General features: G+C 71.1%; 17 protein-coding genes. 2 read left to right on the top strand and 15 right to left on the bottom strand.

What is annotated here, in order from left to right:
• Window position 1: 1 nt before the first annotated feature.
• The 10 genes from recO to hemW form a co-directional block, all read right to left on the bottom strand.
• Complete coding sequence (gene recO, locus AC08OP_RS07085) at window positions 2-763, bottom strand: DNA repair protein RecO (protein WP_476613455.1); 762 nt, start codon at window positions 761-763, stop codon at window positions 2-4.
• A gap of 162 nt (window positions 764-925) precedes the next feature.
• Window positions 926-1,849, bottom strand: a complete 924-nt coding sequence (gene era / locus AC08OP_RS07080) for a GTPase Era (RefSeq protein ID WP_476613454.1) — start codon at window positions 1,847-1,849, stop codon at window positions 926-928.
• A 1-nt stretch (window position 1,850) separates the two neighbouring features.
• Window positions 1,851-2,276, bottom strand: a complete 426-nt coding sequence (locus AC08OP_RS07075) for a cytidine deaminase (protein ID WP_462187697.1) — start codon at window positions 2,274-2,276, stop codon at window positions 1,851-1,853.
• Complete coding sequence (locus tag AC08OP_RS07070) at window positions 2,273-3,637, bottom strand: hemolysin family protein (RefSeq protein ID WP_462202793.1); 1,365 nt, start codon at window positions 3,635-3,637, stop codon at window positions 2,273-2,275. The genes AC08OP_RS07075 and AC08OP_RS07070 overlap by 4 nt, the downstream gene beginning before the upstream one ends.
• Window positions 3,638-3,657: 20 nt before the next feature.
• Window positions 3,658-4,254 (bottom strand): rRNA maturation RNase YbeY, encoded by a 597-nt coding sequence (gene ybeY, locus AC08OP_RS07065; protein WP_476613453.1) that lies wholly within the window; start codon window positions 4,252-4,254, stop codon window positions 3,658-3,660.
• A gap of 28 nt (window positions 4,255-4,282) precedes the next feature.
• Window positions 4,283-5,320, bottom strand: coding sequence for a PhoH family protein (locus AC08OP_RS07060; RefSeq protein ID WP_462188098.1), 1,038 nt, complete (start codon window positions 5,318-5,320; stop codon window positions 4,283-4,285).
• A 151-nt stretch (window positions 5,321-5,471) separates the two neighbouring features.
• On the bottom strand, window positions 5,472-6,182 hold the full coding sequence (locus AC08OP_RS07055; protein WP_476613452.1) for a 16S rRNA (uracil(1498)-N(3))-methyltransferase: 711 nt from the start codon (window positions 6,180-6,182) through the stop codon (window positions 5,472-5,474).
• A 123-nt stretch (window positions 6,183-6,305) separates the two neighbouring features.
• Complete coding sequence (gene dnaJ / locus AC08OP_RS07050; RefSeq protein WP_476613451.1) at window positions 6,306-7,445, bottom strand: molecular chaperone DnaJ; 1,140 nt, start codon at window positions 7,443-7,445, stop codon at window positions 6,306-6,308.
• Window positions 7,445-8,464 carry a heat-inducible transcriptional repressor HrcA gene (hrcA, locus tag AC08OP_RS07045; protein ID WP_476613450.1) on the bottom strand — a complete coding sequence of 340 codons (1,020 nt, stop codon included), beginning with the start codon at window positions 8,462-8,464 and terminating at the stop codon, window positions 7,445-7,447. Before hrcA ends, dnaJ begins: the two co-directional genes overlap by 1 nt.
• 287 nt (window positions 8,465-8,751) lie before the next feature.
• Entirely contained in the window at window positions 8,752-9,987 is a 1,236-nt protein-coding gene (gene hemW, locus AC08OP_RS07040) for a radical SAM family heme chaperone HemW (RefSeq protein ID WP_476613449.1), read from the bottom strand.
• 225 nt (window positions 9,988-10,212) lie between these two features.
• Between hemW and AC08OP_RS07035 the strand changes: the two genes are divergently transcribed.
• Window positions 10,213-10,389 carry a hypothetical protein gene (locus AC08OP_RS07035; RefSeq protein WP_476613448.1) on the top strand — a complete coding sequence of 59 codons (177 nt, stop codon included), beginning with the start codon at window positions 10,213-10,215 and terminating at the stop codon, window positions 10,387-10,389.
• 76 nt (window positions 10,390-10,465) lie between these two features.
• Here the strand turns inward: AC08OP_RS07035 and lepA are convergent, their stop codons facing one another.
• On the bottom strand, window positions 10,466-12,310 hold the full coding sequence (gene lepA / locus AC08OP_RS07030; protein ID WP_476613447.1) for a translation elongation factor 4: 1,845 nt from the start codon (window positions 12,308-12,310) through the stop codon (window positions 10,466-10,468).
• Window positions 12,311-12,580: 270 nt separating this feature from the next.
• Here lepA and rpsT point away from each other — a divergent pair, with 270 nt between their 5' ends.
• Window positions 12,581-12,850 carry a 30S ribosomal protein S20 gene (gene rpsT / locus AC08OP_RS07025; RefSeq protein ID WP_462188090.1) on the top strand — a complete coding sequence of 90 codons (270 nt, stop codon included), beginning with the start codon at window positions 12,581-12,583 and terminating at the stop codon, window positions 12,848-12,850.
• Window positions 12,851-12,929: 79 nt separating this feature from the next.
• Here rpsT and AC08OP_RS07020 read toward each other — a convergent pair whose 3' ends face one another.
• The 4 genes from AC08OP_RS07020 to AC08OP_RS07005 all read right to left on the bottom strand — a co-directional run.
• A complete protein-coding gene (locus AC08OP_RS07020) occupies window positions 12,930-13,283 on the bottom strand; it encodes a hypothetical protein (RefSeq protein WP_476613446.1) in 354 nt (117 codons plus the stop codon).
• Window positions 13,280-14,284, bottom strand: coding sequence for a DNA polymerase III subunit delta (gene holA / locus AC08OP_RS07015; protein WP_476613445.1), 1,005 nt, complete (start codon window positions 14,282-14,284; stop codon window positions 13,280-13,282). The genes AC08OP_RS07020 and holA overlap by 4 nt, the downstream gene beginning before the upstream one ends.
• 1 nt (window position 14,285) lies before the next feature.
• Window positions 14,286-16,973 (bottom strand): ComEC/Rec2 family competence protein, encoded by a 2,688-nt coding sequence (locus AC08OP_RS07010; RefSeq protein WP_476613444.1) that lies wholly within the window; start codon window positions 16,971-16,973, stop codon window positions 14,286-14,288.
• Window positions 16,974-16,980: 7 nt separating this feature from the next.
• A partial coding sequence (locus tag AC08OP_RS07005; RefSeq protein WP_476613443.1) for a ComEA family DNA-binding protein occupies window positions 16,981-17,866 on the bottom strand: 886 nt, incomplete at its 5' end.

The following is a 17,866-nucleotide window of genomic DNA, read 5'->3' as shown; positions in this document are numbered from 1 at the left end:
GTCACGCCCTCTCCAGATGAGGCAGCGCGCGAAGCCCACGTTCGAGATGCCACTGGAGATAGGCGGCGACGATGCCACCGGCCTCCCGCCGGGCGCGGGCGTCACTGACCAGTGCACCGTCCCAGTCACCGCGCAACAGATCCGCGAGCAGCCGCACCGCACCCGCGGACACCGACGCCGCACCGTGCGGGCGACATTGCGGGCACACTACGCCGCCGCCCGACACGGACAACGACAGGTGCAGCCCAGGCCCACCGCAGCGCGCGCAGTCGTCTAGGGCCATCCCATACCCGGACACCGCGAGCGCCCGCAGCAGGAACGCGTCGAGGACGAGCGCGGGTGGGCGCTCCCCGCCGGCGAGCGTACGCAGACCACCGACGAGCAGGAGGAACAGCCGCAGGGCGGGCTGGCGTTCCTCGCTGGTCAACCGCTCGGCGGTCTCGAGCATCACCGCGGCCGCGGTGTACCTCGGGTAGTCGACGGCGATCGTGGCGCCGTAGGGAGAGATGATGTCCGCCTGGGTGACCGTGTCCAGCGCCCGGCCGGAATGCAGCAGCAGATCGACGTACGTGCCCGGCTCCAGCCGCGACCCGAACCGCGAGGACGTTTTGCGGACACCCTTGGCGACGGCCCGCACCCGACCGGTCCGACGGGTGAGCACGGTAATGATGCGGTCGGCCTCGGCGAGGGGGGCCGTGCGCAGGACGACACCTTCGTCGCGATACACCGGCACCCGCCCATGGTTGCACGGCCCCGAGTTCATGCGGTGAAGCGAGGTCGCCCGGCAGATGGCCGGTACCGGCCGGGATGTTCTCCTGAGGAGCCCGCCGGGCATCCCGTTCCCATAGCCGGGGTAGGTACGGCAGTACAGAGCGGCATGGACGCGGTACTGACGGTGCCCCGGTGGGGCCGGCGGCGAGCCGGCTCAGAACCCCAGGCGACGCAGCTGACGCGGATCGCGCTGCCAGGCCTTGGCGACCTTGACATGTAGATCGAGGAAGACCGGGGTGCCGAGGAGCGCCTCGATCTGGGTGCGGGCGCGGGAACCGACTTCCTTGAGGCGGGATCCACTGGTCCCGATGACAATCGCCTTCTGGCTGGGCCGCTCAACGAAGACGTTCACCCGGACGTCGAGGAGAGGACGCTGCGCCGGCCTGCCCTCCCGGGGGACCATCTCCTCCACCACGACGGCGAGCGAGTGCGGCAACTCGTCGCGGACCCCCTCCAACGCGGCCTCACGGACGAGTTCGGCGACCATCACCTGTTCCGGTTCGTCGGTCAGCTCCCCACCGGGATACAGCGCAGGCCCGGCGGGCAGCCGGGCGACGAGCACGTCGGCGAGCACGTCGACCTGGTAGGAGCGCACCGCGCTGACTGGAACGATGTCACTGAACTCGCCGAGCCCGGCGATCTCGAGCAGGCGGGCGCCGATCCGATCGGGATCGGCGACCCGGTCTGTCTTGGTGAGGATGGCGACCACCGGGGTGCGCTTGGGCAGCCGGGACAGCTCCTCGGCGATGAAGCGGTCCCCCCGGCCGACCGGCTCGTCCGCGGGCATGCAGAAACCGACGACGTCAACCTCGGACAGCGTGGCCCGCACCACGTCATTGAGCCGCTGCCCGAGCAGCGTGCGCGGCCGGTGCAACCCCGGGGTGTCGACCAGGACGAGCTGGGCGTCGTCGCGGTGGACGATGCCGCGGATGGCGTGCCGAGTGGTCTGTGGTCGCCCGCTGGTGATGGCGACCTTCGTCCCTACCAGCGCGTTCGTCAGCGTCGACTTGCCGGCGTTGGGCCGTCCGACGAGGCAGGCGAAGCCGGCCCGGAACGGCACCGAGGTCGTTGTCGACACGCTAGGTGGTCACCCTGGTCCGGGCGACGCCGTCCGGGCCGGCGAGGAACACCGGGATCCCGGCGCCGAACTCGGCCAACGTCGCCAGGTCGGCGCGGTCGAGCTCGTCCTTCTGCGTGACCACCGCGGCAGCTTCGAACCGGCGGGCGCCACTGGACACCGCGGCGGCCACCGCCGCGCGCAGCGCCGAGATCGCTAGCTCGGCCCGGCCCAGGCCGAGAGTCGCCGCCGCGTAGGTGCGACCGTCGGTGTCACGCAGCGCCGCCCCCTCCGCAGGGTCGCCCGAGGGGGCGTAGGCACGCAGCCGCGCCGCCCTGGCCAGCACCACGAGCTTCGCGTCCTCGGCGGCGAGGTCGAGAGCCGGGGCGCCGTCGGCCGAGTTGCCATCGGCAGGCACGGTCCCCGACCGGGTCACGTCGGCGGTCACGAATTCACCTTTCTGTCCGACGACGAGCTGCGCACGGGTTCGCCGCCGTCGTCGGATCGGGGAGGCGGCGAGCCGTCGTCGCCGTTCGACGGATGCGGCAACCGCTGGACGACCACGGTGCCGATCTGGTTACGCCGGCCGGCGGCCCGTTCCGCCGACAGCCGCAACCCACCGACCGTGACCGTCGCACCCGGAATGGGCACCCGTCCCAGGGCCGTGGCCAGCAGGCCACCGACGGTGAGGGTGTCGTCCGCGCCGGGCAGGTCGTCCACATCGAAGTGGAACAGCTTCGCCAGATCGTCGATGTCGAGCCGGGCGGTTACCCGCGCGGTGTCAGCGTCGATCCACTCCACCGGCGGAACCTCGTTGTCGTACTCGTCGGTGATCTCACCGACGATCTCCTCGAGGATGTCCTCGATGGTGACGAGTCCGGCCGTTCCACCGTACTCGTCGATGACGATCGCCATGTGGGTGCGCGACGCCTGCATCTCGCGGAGCAGGTCGTCCGCGGGCTTACTCTCGGGCACAAGCGCGGGCGAACGCATGATCTCAGCGATCGCACCGTCCTCGCCCCCCTCGCGTTCCCGGCGGACCATGTCCTTGAGGAAGGCGATCCCCACCACGTCGTCGACGCTCTCCCCGATGACGGGGATCCGCGAGAAGCCGCTGCGCAGGGCCAACGCGAGGGCCTGCCGGACGGTCTTCGTCGACTCGATGAAGAGCATGTCCGGACGCGGCACCATCACCTCGCGCACCAGGGTGTCCCCGAGCTCGAACACCGACGCGATCATGTCGCGTTCCTCGCGCTCGATGACCTCGTTCTCCTCGGCGAGGTCGACGAGATCGCGCAGCTCGGCCTCGGAAGCGAAGGGACCATCCCGGAAACCAGGGCCGGGGGTGACCGCGTTGCCGAACGCGATCAGCAGCCGGGGCAACGGCCCGAAGATCCGCGCCAGCCGGACCGTGAGACCGGCGCTGGCCAACGCCACCGCGGGGGCGTGCTGGCGGCCCAGGGTACGGGACATCACCCCGACGAGGATATACGCGACCAGGGTCGAGGCCAGCGTCCCGAGGCCGATCGCGGCGAAGCCGGCCCCGTAGGCGTGCACGAACAGCACCGTGATACAGGCCGCGGCGAGCATCTCCGCGACGATGCGCAGGAGCAGCAGCAGCGCGAGGTAGCGGCCCGGATCGGCCACGACGGTCGCCAGGTTCCGGGCACCGGCCCGGCCCTGGCGGGAGAAGCCCTCGACCGTCACCCGGGAGACCCGGGTCAGGGCCGCGTCGATGCCGCCGAGACCCGCCGCGGCAAGCGAGCCCATCACGGCGATGAAGACGAGAAAAAGATCACCGGAACTCATGCGGACCCCCTTGTGCCGGGTCAGCGTGCGGGCGCGGCAGGGGGCTCTCCGGCGCCACCGCCACGGCCCTGGTCACTACGGCGGCTCTGGTCACTACGGCGGCCCTCGCCGCTGCCCGCGGCATCGCGGGCGGCGTCCGCGTCGCCGGGGGCCCGCACCGCGCCGTCCCACGACGCGAGCAGCTGGCTCTGTAGCTTCCACATCTCGCGTTCCTCGTCCGGCTCGGCGTGGTCGTAGCCGAGCAGGTGCAGGATGCCGTGGGTGCACAGCAGGGACAGCTCGCGATCGAAGGAGTGACCGGCCTGCTCCGCCTGCCGCCGCGCGACGTCCGGGCACAGCACGACGTCGCCGAGCAGGGTGGTCGGATCGTCGTCGACCGACTCCGACCACGAGGCGTCGAAGGCGTCGTCCTGCGGGAAGGACAGGACGTCGGTCGGGCCCTCCTCGCCCATGTACCGGACGTGCAGATCGGTCATAGCCTTCGGCTCCACCAGCATCACCGAGAGCTCGGCGAGCGGGTTCACCTTCATGGCGTCGAGCACGAACCGGGCGAGCGCGGCCAGCCTCACCTCGTCGACGTCACTCGCGCCCGACTCGTTGGCAACGAATACGGCCATCAGCGGTCCTCTCCGACCGCGGCGACGGTCACCGTCGGTCCCGACGGGCAGACCGGGCCGGGGCGGGTGGCGGCGCGCTGGCCGCGTCCCAGCGGGCGTAGGCGTCGACGATCTCGCTCACGAGCCGGTGCCGAACCACATCGGAGCTGGTCAGGGATGCAAAATGGACGTCGTCGAGGCCGTCGAGGATCTCCCGGACCACCCGCAGCCCGCTGCGGGTGCCGCTGGGGAGGTCGACCTGGGTCACGTCCCCAGTAACAACGATCTTCGCACCGAAGCCGAGCCGGGTGAGGAACATCTTCATCTGTTCCGGCGAGGTGTTCTGGGCTTCGTCGAGGATGATGAAGGCGTCATTCAGCGTCCGGCCGCGCATGTAGGCCAGTGGGGCCACCTCGATCGTGCCGCTCTGCATCAGCCGCGGGATCGAGTCCGGATCGATCATGTCATGCAGCGCGTCGTAGAGCGGCCGCAGGTAAGGATCGATCTTCTCGTACAGGGTCCCCGGCAGGAACCCGAGGCGTTCCCCCGCCTCGACCGCGGGGCGGGTCAGAATGATCCGGTTCACCTTCTTGGCCTGCAACGCCTGAACGGCCTTCGCCATGGCGAGGTAGGTCTTACCGGTGCCGGCCGGCCCGATCCCGAAAACGATGGTGTGCTGGTCGATCGCATCGACGTACCGCTTCTGGTTCAGCGTCTTCGGCCGGATCGTCCGGCCCCGGCTGGAGAGGATGTTGAGGGTGAGAACCTCGGCCGGCCGCTCCTCGGCGCCGCTGCGCAGCATCGCCAGCGAATGGTCGACATGCTGCGGGCTGAGCTCCGTCCCGGCGTCGAGCAGCGCGATGAGCTCGGCGAACAACCTGGCAGCGAGCTCGTTCTCAGCCGGAGCGCCGGTGATGGTGATCTCGTTGCCACGCACGTGGATATCCGAGGAGAAAGCCTTCTCGACGGTACGGAGCAGCTGATCCTGGTGACCGAGCAGACTCACCATGCTGTGCGGACCGGGTACGACAATGCGCGTCTGGACCCTGGTGTCGGGCGCGACGGGTGGCGTAACGGATTCGGGCATAAAGAGCGGCCAGCGAGGCCGGGGCACCTCTCAGGATTGATGATCGCGGTAGGCGGCGCGGCGCGGACGGCCGACACCGGGACAGAACCCCTCCAGCCGGAGGGGCCGCCCAGCGAGGCGGACCACGGGCGCTACCTGGCCAGTCTATCCATCACCGCGCCGGGCCGTCCCAACGACCGAGGTCCGCGAACACGACCGCCGCGGCCGCGACACCGGCGGTGGATGTGCGCAGCACCGTCAAACCGAGCCGCGACACGATCGCTCCGGCCTCACCCAGCGTGGCCAGTTCCGGCTCGGACACCCCTCCCTCGGGGCCCACGACGAGCACCAGCTCCGCCGCCGAGGCGGTCGGGCCCACCCGCTCCGGCACCTCAACCGAGCGGGCCAGTCCAACCGAGCGGGCCAGTCCGACCAACGGGATGGTCGCCTCCTCGTGCAGGACGACGGCAAGCGCCGCCGCCCGCACCCGCTCGACAACCTCCTTCAGGCCGGCCAGCTCGCCCACCACTGGCCAGTGCAGTCGGTGGGACTGCTTCGACGCCTCCTCCGCGGCTCTGACCCAGCGTTCCCGGGCCCGCACGCCACGGACACCCTCCCAACGGGCCACGGACCGGGCCGCCGACCACGGCACGATCTCGTCGACACCGACCTCGGTCAGCATCTCCACCGCCCGCTCGCCCCGATCCCCCTTGGCAAGGGCCTGCACGACAACCAGCCGGGGGCTCGGGGCCCCGGCGGCGACCCGGCGCCGGACGGCGCAGTCGATCTCATCCCGCCGGACGGCGACGACCTCGCACTCCACCGCATGGCCAAGACCGTCGGTCACGTCGACCGGTTCCCCCGGCCGCAGCCGGCGCACCATGGCCGCATGGCGACCCTCCGGACCAGCGAGGGTGAACGAGTCCGCGATCGGCAGCGGCGACAGCCGGAACAGGGCGCTGGTCAGGATGCATCCTCTCCGCAGCGGTCACGGCCGACGACCGGGCTAACGGCCGCGGCGCGTGCCCCGCCGCCGGAACAGCCCCGCCGCGCCGCCGCCGGAGGATCCGCCCACGACGGCCGGCGCCTCCTCGTCGCGCAGCTTCGCCAACTCCCGCAGCAACCGCTCCTGCTCGCCGTCCAGCTTCGTCGGAGTCTCGACGTTGATGTGGATGTGCAGATGACCGCGCCCGGCGGCCCGCAGATGCGGAACCCCGCGCCCGGCGAGCTTGATGACCTCACCGGGCTGGGTGCCGGGCTTCACGGCGATGGTCTCGGTGCCGTCGAGGGTCTCCAGCGTGGCGGAGGTGCCGAGCGCCGCCGAGGTCATCGGCAGCGGCAGCTCACAGTGCAGATCGTCGCCCTCCCGGGTGAAGACCGGGTGCTGCTTCTCGGAGACCTCGACGTAAAGGTCACCGGGCGGCCCGCCGCCGGGCCCGACCTCGCCCTCGCCCGACAGCCGGATGCGCATGCCGTCCTCGACCCCGGAGGGGATCTTCACGGTGAGCGTCCGGCGCTTGCGTACCCGGCCGTCGCCGCCGCAGTCCCGGCAGGGATGCTCGATCACGGTGCCGGTACCCGAACACCGCGGACAAGGCCGGGAGGTCACCATCTGGCCGAGGAAGGAACGGGTGACCTGCTGGACCTCGCCCCGCCCGCCGCAGGTGCCGCAGGTCGACGGGTGCGTGCCGGGAGCCGCACCGGCGCCGGTACACGTCGAGCACACCGCCGCCGTGTCCACGGTGATCTCGCGCGTGGCGCCGAACGCGGTCTCGGACAGGTCGAGCTCGATACGCAGCAGCGCGTCGTTGCCGCGCCGGACCCGGGACCGGGGCCCACGGCTCGACCCGCCGCCGAAGAAGGCGTCCATGATGTCACCAAGGCCGCCGAAACCGGCGCCGAACGGCGAACCACCACCGCCGCCGCCGGGCGCGAGCGGATCGCCGCCCAGGTCGACGATCTGGCGCTTCTCCGGATCGGAGAGCACCTCGTACGCGGCCGTGACGCCCCGGAAGCGCTGCTGCGCATCCGGATCTGGATTGACGTCCGGATGCAGCTCACGGGCCAGTTTGCGGTAGGCCCGCTTGATCTCGTCGTTCGACGCTTCCCGGCGTACGCCCAGAACGGCGTAATAATCCACTGCCATCAGTCGGCACCCAAGAGTTCACCCACATATTTGGCGACGGCCCGGACGGCCGCCATCGTCCCCGGATAGTCCATGCGCATCGGGCCGACCACCCCCATCCCACCCAGCGCGAAGGGACCACGACCGTATCCCGTGGCCACCACCGCGGTGGACCGGAGGGCGTCCACATCCGTTTCGCGACCGATCCGTACGGTTACAGTACCGGTCTCCCGCGCCGAGCCGATGAGCTTCATCAGCACGACCTGTTCTTCCAATGCCTCAAGTATCGACCGCAACGAGTCGGCGAAGTCGACCGGGGACCGCGTGAGATTCGCCGTCCCGGCCATCGCGATGCGCTCCTCCTGCCGCTCGACCAGCGACTCCAGCACGGCGCCGGCCATCGTGGCCAGGTAGGGGCGCAGCTCGGAGCGGGTGCTGTCGGGCAGGGCCGCGACGATGTCGGGGGCGTCGACCAAGCGCCGGCCGGCCAGCGCGCAGTTAAGCGCGGAACGCAGCTCGCCGGCGACCTCGTCCTCGACGGGTACGAGGCTGTCGACGATACGCTGCTCGACCCGCCCGGTGTCGGTGATGAGGACCATCAGCAGGCGGTACGGGCCGAGCGTGACAACCTCGATGTGCCGGATGCTGCTACTCGACAGGGAGGGGTACTGCACGACGGCCACCTGCCGGGTGAGCTGGGCGAGCAGCCGCACGGAGCGGCGCACCACGTCATCCAGGTCGACGGCGCCCTCCAGGAAGCTCTGGATCGCCCGACGTTCAGCCCGGGACAGCGGCTTCACCCCGGACAACCGGTCCACGAACAACCGGTAGCCCTTGTCCGTCGGTATCCGTCCTGCGCTGGTATGGGGCTGTGTGATGTACCCCTCTTCCTCCAGGGCGGACATGTCGTTACGGACAGTAGCTGATGACACACCGAGGTTGTGCCGCTCCGCCAGCGCCTTGGAACCCACCGGCTCGTTGCTCAGCACAAAGTCCTCAACAATCGCCCGAAGGACTTCGAGCCGCCGATCCTCCAGCACGCGGTCGCACCCCCTTCACCAGGCGGGACGTGGCCGGGCCACGGTATGTACAGCGGCGGGCACCCAGCTTGGCACTCGGCCGCAGTGAGTGCCAAGTGTAGCCGCCTGCTCAGGTCGAAGCACAGAACACGAGCCGCCCCACGAATTACCGGTGAGGGCCCGGCGACGTCCTCATAACGAAACGAACACGCCGTTACCCAGGTTCCGGTCCCGCCCGATCGGGCCACCGGACGGCCGCCGGCCGGTGGCGGCGCCAGTCGGGCAGCGGCGCCAGTCGGGCAGCGGCATCAGTCGGGCAGCAAGGCTCGCACGACCGTGTCGGTGAGCAGACGACCGCGACGGGTGAGACGCACCCGGCCGAACTCCAGGGCACCGGGTTCCACCAGGCCGGACTTCGCAAGCCCGGCGGCGGCCTCCCGGCCGGCCCCGTCCAGCTCACCGACGGCCAGTCCCTCGGCCAACCGGACGCCCAGCATGACCCGCTCGACCCTGCGGGCCTGCGCGTCGAGCTCCTCCCGGGCAGCCGCGGGACTGCGCCCGGCCCCCAGCCGGGCCGCGTACTCCGCCGGATGACGCACGTTCCACCATCGCACCCCGCCGACGTGGCTGTGCGCGCCCGGACCGATCCCCCACCAGTGATCTCCGCGCCAGTACCCCAGATTGTGCCGGCACCGGGTACCGGCCCCCCGCGACCAGTTGCTGACCTCGTAGCTGGTCAGGCCGGCCGCGCACAGAGCGTCATCGGCCTGCAGGTAGCGGTCGGCAAGCAGGTCGTCGTCGGGTTCGAGCAGCTCGCCCCGGCGGACCCGGCGGGACAGTTTCGTGCCCTCCTCAACCGTCAGCGCGTAGGCACTGACGTGGTCCGGGCCGAGCTGGATCGCCGCGTCCAGACTCGCCGCCCAGTCCGCCTCCGACTCGCCCGGAGCCCCGTAGATGAGGTCCAGGCTGACCTGGTCAAAGCCGGCCTTGCGGGCCCAGCGCATTACCTCGGGCACGCGGCCGGGGGTGTGCCGCCGGTCCAGGGCGGCGAGGACGTGCGGACGACTACTCTGCATGCCAAAGGAGATCCGGGTGTAACCGGCGGCGCGCAGCTGCTCCAGTTGCGCCGGATCCACCGACTCCGGATTCGCCTCGGTAGTGATCTCCGCGTCGGGCGCCAACCCGAACCCGTCGTCCAGGATCCGCAACAGCCGCCCGAGATCGTCAGCGGTCAACAGGGTCGGCGTGCCGCCACCGACGAAGACCGTGGAGATCACGAGCTCCTGCTCACCAAGCACGGTACGCGCGAGCCGGACCTCGCCGGTCGCGATGTCGACGAACGTCGTGAGGCCCACCGACGACACCAGTGCGCCGCCCAGGTCGGCCGCCGTGTAGGTGTTGAAGTCGCAGTAGCCGCAGCGCGCCGCACAGTAGGGCACATGCACGTAGACCCCGAACGGTCGCCGGGTCACCTCGGCCAGCGCGGCAGCCGGGAGGGCACCGTCGTCCGGCGGAGGCGAGCCGTCGGGAGGCTTTTGTGGCATGCCCCCAGTGTGCCCCCAACGTGTGCTCTCGCGGCAACGCTACGTTTGTCAACCGCGTCGGCGGGCCAAGGATGGCCACACGAGGACCACCTGGAGATAAGGCCGGAATACCCGCTTCAGCGAAGCTGGCCGGGTGTAATGACATTTTGTCATCGTTGGGCACAGAAGGGAAAATATGGGTGGTTCACCGTGGACCGATCGACGTCGGTGCGAAAAGATCCGGTCATGGACGACGACGCCAGGGCCGTTCTCGACGAGATCTTCGAACTGCTCCCACCCCGAACCACCGTGTACCGTTCCAGCGCCGCCGCCCCCATCGCGGGCCTGTCGTTCTCCGAACCGGCCGCCGAACCGGCCACCGAACCGATCCGTCTCCCGGCCACCCCCCTGCCGACCGGCTGAGCGGCCGACCAGCTGAGCGGCCGACCCACCGAACAGGCAGATGGCGCCACGGTCCCGCGCCGGCCCCGCACCGGACTCACTTCACCGCCGGCTTGCCGGTGTCCGTGGACAGCGCCGCGATGAAGGCCTCCTGTGGCACCTCGACCCGACCGATCGTCTTCATCCGCTTCTTGCCCTCCTTCTGCTTCTCGAGCAGCTTGCGCTTGCGGGTGATGTCGCCGCCGTAGCACTTGGCGAGCACGTCCTTGCGGATGGCGCGGATGTTCTCCCGCGCGATGATCCGGCTGCCGATCGCCGCCTGGATCGGCACCTCGAACTGCTGACGCGGAATCAGCTCGCGCAGCTTGGTCGTCATGGACACGCCGTAGGCGTAGGCCTTCTCACGGTGCACGATCGCCGAGAAGGCATCGACGGTCTCCCCCTGCAACAGGATGTCGACCTTCACCAGATCGGCCAGCTGCTCCCCCGCCGGCTCGTAGTCGAGACTGGCATAGCCCCGGGTCCTGGACTTCAGGGCGTCGAAGAAGTCGAAGATGATCTCACCGAGGGGCAACGTGTACTTGAGTTCCACCCGGTCGGTCGACAGATAGTCCATCCCCTTCAGGACGCCGCGCCGGCCCTGGCACAGTTCCATCACCGCCCCGACGAAGTCGGTCGGCAGCAGCAGCATCGCCTCGACAACGGGCTCGTACACCTCGGCGATCTTCCCACCCGGCCAGTCACTGGGATTGGTCACTGTGACCTCGGAAAGGTCCTCCATGACCACCCGGTAGACGACGTTCGGGGCCGTGGAGATGAGGGTGAGGTTGAACTCGCGCTCCAGCCGCTCCCGGACGATCTCCAGATGCAGCAGGCCCAGGAAGCCGCACCGGAATCCGAACCCCAGTGCCGCGGAGGTTTCCGGTTCGTAGGTCAGGGCGGCGTCGTTGAGCTGAAGCTTGTCGAGAGCCTCGCGCAGCGCGGGATACTCGCTGCCGTCGATCGGATACAGCCCGGAGTACACCATCGGCAACGGATCCCGATAGCCACCGAGCATCTCCGTCGCCGGCCGCCGGGTAGTGGTGATGGTGTCGCCGACCCGGGCCTGCCGGACGTCCTTGACCCCAGGGATGACGTAGCCGACCTCGCCGACCGACAGCGACCCGGTCGGATGGGGGTCCGGCGAGATGACACCTACCTCGAGGGTCTCGTGGCTCGCGCCGGTCGACATCATCAGACACCGGTCGCGGGTGGTCAGCGTGCCATCGACCACCCGTACATAGGTGATGACGCCGCGGTAGATGTCGTAGACGCTGTCGAAGATCATCGCACGAGCCGGACCGTCCGGATCGCCGACCGGGGCGGGCACCCGGCGCACGATCTCGTTGAGCAGCTCCGGCACCCCCTGGCCGGTCTTGCCGGACACGCGGAGCACCTCGCCCGGTTCGCAGCCGATAATCGTCGCAATCTCCTCGGCGTACTTCTCCGGCTGGGCCGCCGGAAGATCGATCTTGTTGAGTACCGGAACGATGGTCAGGTCGTTCTCAATCGCCAGGTACAGGTTCGCCAGAGTCTGCGCTTCGATACCCTGGGCCGCGTCGACCAGCAGCACCGCGCCCTCGCAGGCCGCGAGCGAACGGCTCACCTCGTAACTGAAGTCAACGTGGCCCGGCGTGTCGATGAGATGCAGGATGTAGTCCCGACCATCGTCGGCCCGCCATGGCAGGCGCACGTTCTGGGCCTTGATGGTGATCCCGCGCTCACGCTCGATGTCCATGCGGTCGAGGTACTGCGCGCGCATGTTGCGCGCCTCCACGACACCGGTCACACCAAGCATCCGATCGGCAAGGGTCGACTTGCCGTGGTCGATGTGGGCGATGATGCAGAAGTTGCGGATCATCGCCGGGTCGGCGCCGGGCGCCAGGTGCGGGGCTGTGGACACGCGGAGAGTTCTCGTTTCGCTCGCGGTGATCACGGTGGAGCCGCCCGTGCCGAGATCTGGGTCGACCACCTTCATCGTGCCAGGAGCCGCGCGCGACGGTGCGCCGGTGCGCCGTCGCGCGGGGGTTTGATAATCTGAGTGCCGTCCGCGACGGGCCGCATCCGTGACGGGCCGCATCGTCGTCCGGTCATGATCTGCTCGCCATTCCGTGCGGCGCGTACTATAACGTGTCCGCACCACCCCGACTCGACAAATCAGAGGTTCTCCCGCGTGGCCAACATCAAGTCGCAGATCAAGCGCAACCTCACCAACGAGAAGCGGCGGCTGCGCAACAAGGCTGTGAAGTCGGAACTCAAGACGCACGTGCGTCGCTTCCGCGACGCCGTGGAGGCCGGTGACGTCGAGCGCGCCGACGAGACGCTGCGGATCGCGTCCCGCAAGCTGGACAAGGCCGTCAGCAAGGGTGTCATTCACGCCAACCAGGCCGCCAACAAGAAGTCGGCGCTGGCTCGCGCGCATGCCGACTTGGCCGCCAGCTGAGTCGTCCTCCTCCAGCCGGGGCGCCGCAGGCGTCCCGCCCTTTCCGCGTGTCCACCCGCCGGTCAGGCCTCTCGCCCGGTCAGAGCCCGCCGCACGGCGTGGAACGGGCTCCGGGCTGCTGTGGGGCCGGTTCCGCCGAGACGTCGTCCGGCCGGATCAGCCGCTCAAGCACCTCGTGATAGGCAACCATCGCGCCGACGGTCAGCGGGAGGACACCGACCACCCAGGCGCTCGCAAGATCACCGAGTGCAATCACCACCGTGACCAGCCCAGTCACGATCATGAGCAGTCCCCGCATCCAGCCCGCAGGTAGCACCCGCAGGCCGAACCAGCCGCCCGGCGGCGGGGCGTCGGGGTCGACGGCCGGCTGGGGAGCCACGACGAGGCCGGCACCGGCTCCCGGACCGTCGGTCATCCCCGGACCGTCGGTCATCCCCGGCTCCCGGCCGTCCGGGCCCGCCCGCCCGACCTGGCCACGGCGACCTCGCGCAACAGTTTCTCCAAGGCGTAACCGGCGTCGACCGCAGCGCCCTTGACGCCAGCGTCGGCCTCGGCGGCCGCCCGCAGGGCCTGGCCGAGACCCCGGTCCGACCATGCTCGGGCGGAGCGCTGCGCCTTCTCGACCTTCCAGTCCGGCATGCCCAGGGCTCGGGTGAGATCCCACTTCGAGCCAGGACCCGCGGACGCCACCCGGGCGAGGTCACGCAGACCACCGGCGACGGCACTGGAGACCAGTACGGCCGCGGTACCCCCCTCCAGGGACTGACGCAGCAGCGTCAACGCCTGCGGCAGGTCGCCGCCGATGATCGCGTCCGCGACGGCGAACCCGCTGGCCTCGGCCCGGCCCCGGTGGAAACGGGCCACCGCGGCCTCGTCGAGCAGCCCGTCGGTGTCGGCCACGAGCTGATCGCAAACGGCGGCGAGCTCACGCAGATCACCGCCGACCGCGTCGAGCAGGGCGCGCACCGCGCCCTCGCTGACCCGGCCGCCGAGACGCCGCACTTCGGCGACGACGAAATCGTGACGCTCCCGCGGCTTGGTGATCTTCACTGCCGGCACGACCCGCGCGCCCGCGGCCTTCATCGCGTCCGCGAGTTTGCGGTTCTTCACCGCTCCGCTGTGGACGACGACGAGCACGACGTCGTCGAGCGGACGACCGATGTACTCCAGCAACGCGTCACGCAGATCCTCGGCGAGGTCCTGCGTGCCACGGACGACCATCACCCGGCCACCTCCGAACATCGAGGTGGCGCCGAGGTCGATCAGATCGGCCTCGCTGAGCTCACCGGCCGCCCGGTCGACGACCTCGACGTCGGGATCACGGGCCCGAGCCGCGTCGAGAACCCCGCGCACGGCTCGACCGACGAGTAGATCCTCGTCGCCGGTGACGAGGACGAGCGGCGGCAGTTCAGAGGAGGACACGCAGGTGAGCATGTCACGATCCGCCCCCAGGCCGGCGGAGCACCACCGAGACGCGGACCCGCGCCCCCGACCCGGAGGCGGCTCCCGCCGGCGACCCGGACTCGGCGGACCCAGACTCGGCGGACCCGGCGGGTGCCGCCGCGGCGACCACCGCCACCGCGCCGTCGCGGTCGGTCCGGGCGACGGCCATGCCGGACCGGCGCAGCGTCCGCAGGGTGGACGGCGCGGGATGACCATAGCTGTTCCCGGTGCCGACACTGATCAGGGCGAATCGGGCCCCGGTCGCCGCGAGGAAGGTGACGTCCTGATCCGCGGCGCCGTGATGGGGCACCTTGAGCACGTCGGCTCGTAGCGCCGTCCTATCCCCCGGCCGGCCGGTCAACATCCGCTGAGCCGGCGGCTCCACATCCCCGGTGAGCAGGATGGTCACCTCCCCCACCCGTGCGGAGAGCACCAGGCTCGCGTTGTTGGGATCGCTCTCGGTGCCGTGCAACACGGTGCGCGGAGCCAGGACGGTCCAGGAGACCGACCCCACCCGTGCCCGGGAGCCGATGACGGCCGTCCGCAGCGGCACACCGGCCCGCCGGGTCCACTGTTGGACCCGATGCCACTGGAGAACGGGTTCCCCCAGCGGGCTGCTGAGTACCTCCCCCACCGGAAGCCGGCCGAGCACGGCCGGCAGCCCCTCGACGTGATCGGCGTGGAAGTGACTGAGAATGACCACCGGTATCCGTCGCACGCCGAGGTCGGAGAGGCAGCGGGTCAGCAGGGCCGGATCGGGGCCGGCATCGACCAGCACCGCGGTGCCCGGTCCCGCCGACAGCACGAGGGCGTCGCCCTGACCGACGTCGCAGGCGACCAGGCGCCAGCCGGGCGGCGGCCACGGCGCCAGCCGCCCGGCAACGGCGCATCGCGCCAGGAGCAGGCCGACCAGGGCCGCGGCGACCAGTCGCCGCGGCACCCGCCTCCGCAGCGTCGCCACCACAAGCCCGGCGACACCGGCGGCCGCGCCCGCTCCCATCACCCCCGTGGGCCACGGCAGCGTCGCGGCAGGAAGATCGGCGCACCGGCCGGCGACCGTTACCAGCCACCAGCACGGCAGATCGGCGAGGTGCGCGAGCAGCCCGGCTGCTGACGGCGACACCGCCGCCACGACCAGCGTCAGTACCCCCAGCACGGTCGCCGGTGCGACGGCGGGCACGGCCAAGACGTTCGCGGGCACCGCCACGAGGCTCAGCCCCCCACCGGTCCAGGCCAACACCGGGGTGCACGCCAGCTGGGCGGCGGCCGCGACGGCGAGCACCTCGGCGATCCGCGCCGGCAGCCGCCGAGCGAGTGCGTCCCGCCAGCCCGGCGCAAAAACGATCATTCCGGCCGTGGCGAGGACGGACAGCGCGAAGCCGACCGAGAGGGCGAGCGCGGGATCCACCAGGACTAAGACGATCACGCTCGCCGCCAGGGAGGGCAGCACCGCCCTGGGACGGCCAATGGCGAGCCCGAGCAGGCCGACCAGACCCATCGCCCCGGCACGCAGCACGCTGGCCGAGGGCCGGGCGAGCACGACGAACCCGACGAGGGCGAGGGCTCCCACCGCGGCGCGCGACCGTGACCCACGCCCGGTCCATCCCATGAGGTAGAGCGCCGAGGCCGTCACGATGGCGACGTTGCTACCGGACACGGCCGTCAGATGGGACATTCCGGCGGCGCGGAAGTCCGCGCGCACCGCGTCGTCGAGCCCGGAGACGTCGCCGACCACGAGGCCGGGTAGCAGCCCGCGACGCGGTTCGGGCAGTCCCCCAGCGGCTCGACGCAGCCCGGCCCGTAGCCCCCCGGCGATTCGTTGGATCATGGTGGGCCCGCCGCGGGTCCGCGGTGGGCCGTTGGCGAACAGAACGGCGGCCACGGTGTCACCGACCCGAGGTTCGGCGAGCCTGCCGGAGACGACCAGGTGCTGGCTGGGCAGCAGAGCGCCCCAACCGCCGCCCCGCGCGAGCAGGACCATCGGGGCCCGGACCCGCAGATCCGCCGGGGGCGCGGTGAGGCGCTCCGCCCGGACGGAGATCACGAAGGTCACGCGATCGGCGCCGCCAGCCCCCTCTCCGGCCCCCTCTCCGGCTCCGGGCCCGGTTCCCGTCCGGACCGCGGTGGACGAGGAGGTGGCGCGGGGATCGTCGGTGACGACGACCTCGGCTGTGACCAGACGGCCATGCCGGACCAGATCGGCGAGCGGGCCGCTGTCACGTGGACGAGCCGCCAGTCCACCCGCGAAAAACCCGGCGGCCAGGAAGACGAGTGCCGTGAGAACGACGGCGGCGACGGCGGAGCGCCGCCCGACGCCCCGGGTGAGCGGCGCGCTACGCGGCTGCGGCTGCGGCTGCGACGGCGACGGCGACGGCGACGGCGACGGCGACGGCGACGGACGGGACGCGCCCGTAGCCACCTCGGCCCGATCGCCGCCCGGTCCTGGGCGAGTCGGCCGAGCGCCCCGCGGGCGGACCCGGACCAGCAGGAACACCGGAGCCGCGACGAGCACCGCACCGGCGGCGCCCAGCAACGGAACGGACGGCGGCCAAGTGCCGGCAACCGCCGCGCCGGCCCAGGCCATGACCGCCGGGCCCACCAGCCGGGCGTCCATCGGACGGGAAGCCCCGGACGGCCGTTCCGGCAGCGCGAGTCCCGTCTCCATCCCGACGTCGACCACCGGAGCGTCAAACCTTCAGCAATGGCAGCAGATCGGCCAGCCGCTTGTCGCCGACTCCGGTCACCTCCGCGAGCTGCTCGGGCGACCGGAAGGGCCCGTGCGCCGTGCGCCACTCGACGATGCGGCGAGCCAGCACGGGCCCCACCCCGGGCAGACCGTCAAGCTGCTCGACGGTCGCGGCGTTCAGGTCGATCGGACCGGTCGCCGCGGTGGAACCGGCGGCGCTCGCGGTGCTCCCGCCGACGGGCCCGAGGCCGGTACCTGCGGGTTGCCCAAGCGGCGCCGGGCCGGGCCTGCCATCGACGAGGACCTGTTCCCCGTCGACCAACATCCGGGCCAGGGCAAGGCCGGTCGTGTCGGTGCCCGGGAGCGCTCCCCCGGCGCGTTCGATCGCATCCACCACACGCGCGCCCGCCGGGAGCCGGACGACACCCGGCCGGGCCACCCGGCCGGCGACGTCGACCACCACCTCGCCGCTCGCCCCGGTGCGGGCGGCCCTGGTCGTCGGTGCCGAGGCCACGTTCGTATCCGTGGCGGAGGTGGGACCGGTGGCCCCGTGGTCCGAGTGGTCCGACCGGGCGTTGCCAGCCGCCGCCGACTCCCCCGTCCGGAGGGTACCGACCTCGGAGGAGGCGAGCGGTACCGGGCGGTGCTGCCAGGAGAACCAGGCGGTCATGAGCGCGGCGGCGAGGGCGACCAACGCGAGAACGAGGGCGGCCCGGGCGGCCGGCGCCACCACGATGCCATGCAGCGTAGCTGGAAGCCGCCTGCGGATGACGCCGACCAGATCGCCCCGCGGAACTCCCGGCGCCGTCCGGCCGGCCGATGGCCCGCGATCAGGTCCCCGGCCGCCTTCGTCCTCGCCATCGTCCATCTCGCGCCCCGGATGGGGG

Source organism: Frankia sp. CeRuru1, assembly GCF_977966315.1.
Note: the sequence above shows the minus strand (reverse complement) of the source record. Positions and strands in the feature narration are given on the sequence as shown.

Coding starts and splice junctions, on each gene's coding strand:
- recO (WP_476613455.1), bottom strand. CDS start 763: ATGAACTCGGGGCCGTGCAACCATGGGCGGGTGCCGGTGTATCGCGAC.
- AC08OP_RS07070 (WP_462202793.1), bottom strand. CDS start 3,637: ATGAGTTCCGGTGATCTTTTTCTCGTCTTCATCGCCGTGATGGGCTCG.
- ybeY (WP_476613453.1), bottom strand. CDS start 4,254: ATGGCCGTATTCGTTGCCAACGAGTCGGGCGCGAGTGACGTCGACGAG.
- AC08OP_RS07060 (WP_462188098.1), bottom strand. CDS start 5,320: ATGCCCGAATCCGTTACGCCACCCGTCGCGCCCGACACCAGGGTCCAG.
- AC08OP_RS07055 (WP_476613452.1), bottom strand. CDS start 6,182: ATGGTGCGCCGGCTGCGGCCGGGGGAACCGGTCGACGTGACCGACGGT.
- dnaJ (WP_476613451.1), bottom strand. CDS start 7,445: ATGGCAGTGGATTATTACGCCGTTCTGGGCGTACGCCGGGAAGCGTCG.
- hemW (WP_476613449.1), bottom strand. CDS start 9,987: ATGCCACAAAAGCCTCCCGACGGCTCGCCTCCGCCGGACGACGGTGCC.
- AC08OP_RS07035 (WP_476613448.1), top strand. CDS start 10,213: ATGGACGACGACGCCAGGGCCGTTCTCGACGAGATCTTCGAACTGCTC.
- AC08OP_RS07020 (WP_476613446.1), bottom strand. CDS start 13,283: ATGACCGACGGTCCGGGGATGACCGACGGTCCGGGAGCCGGTGCCGGC.
- holA (WP_476613445.1), bottom strand. CDS start 14,284: ATGCTCACCTGCGTGTCCTCCTCTGAACTGCCGCCGCTCGTCCTCGTC.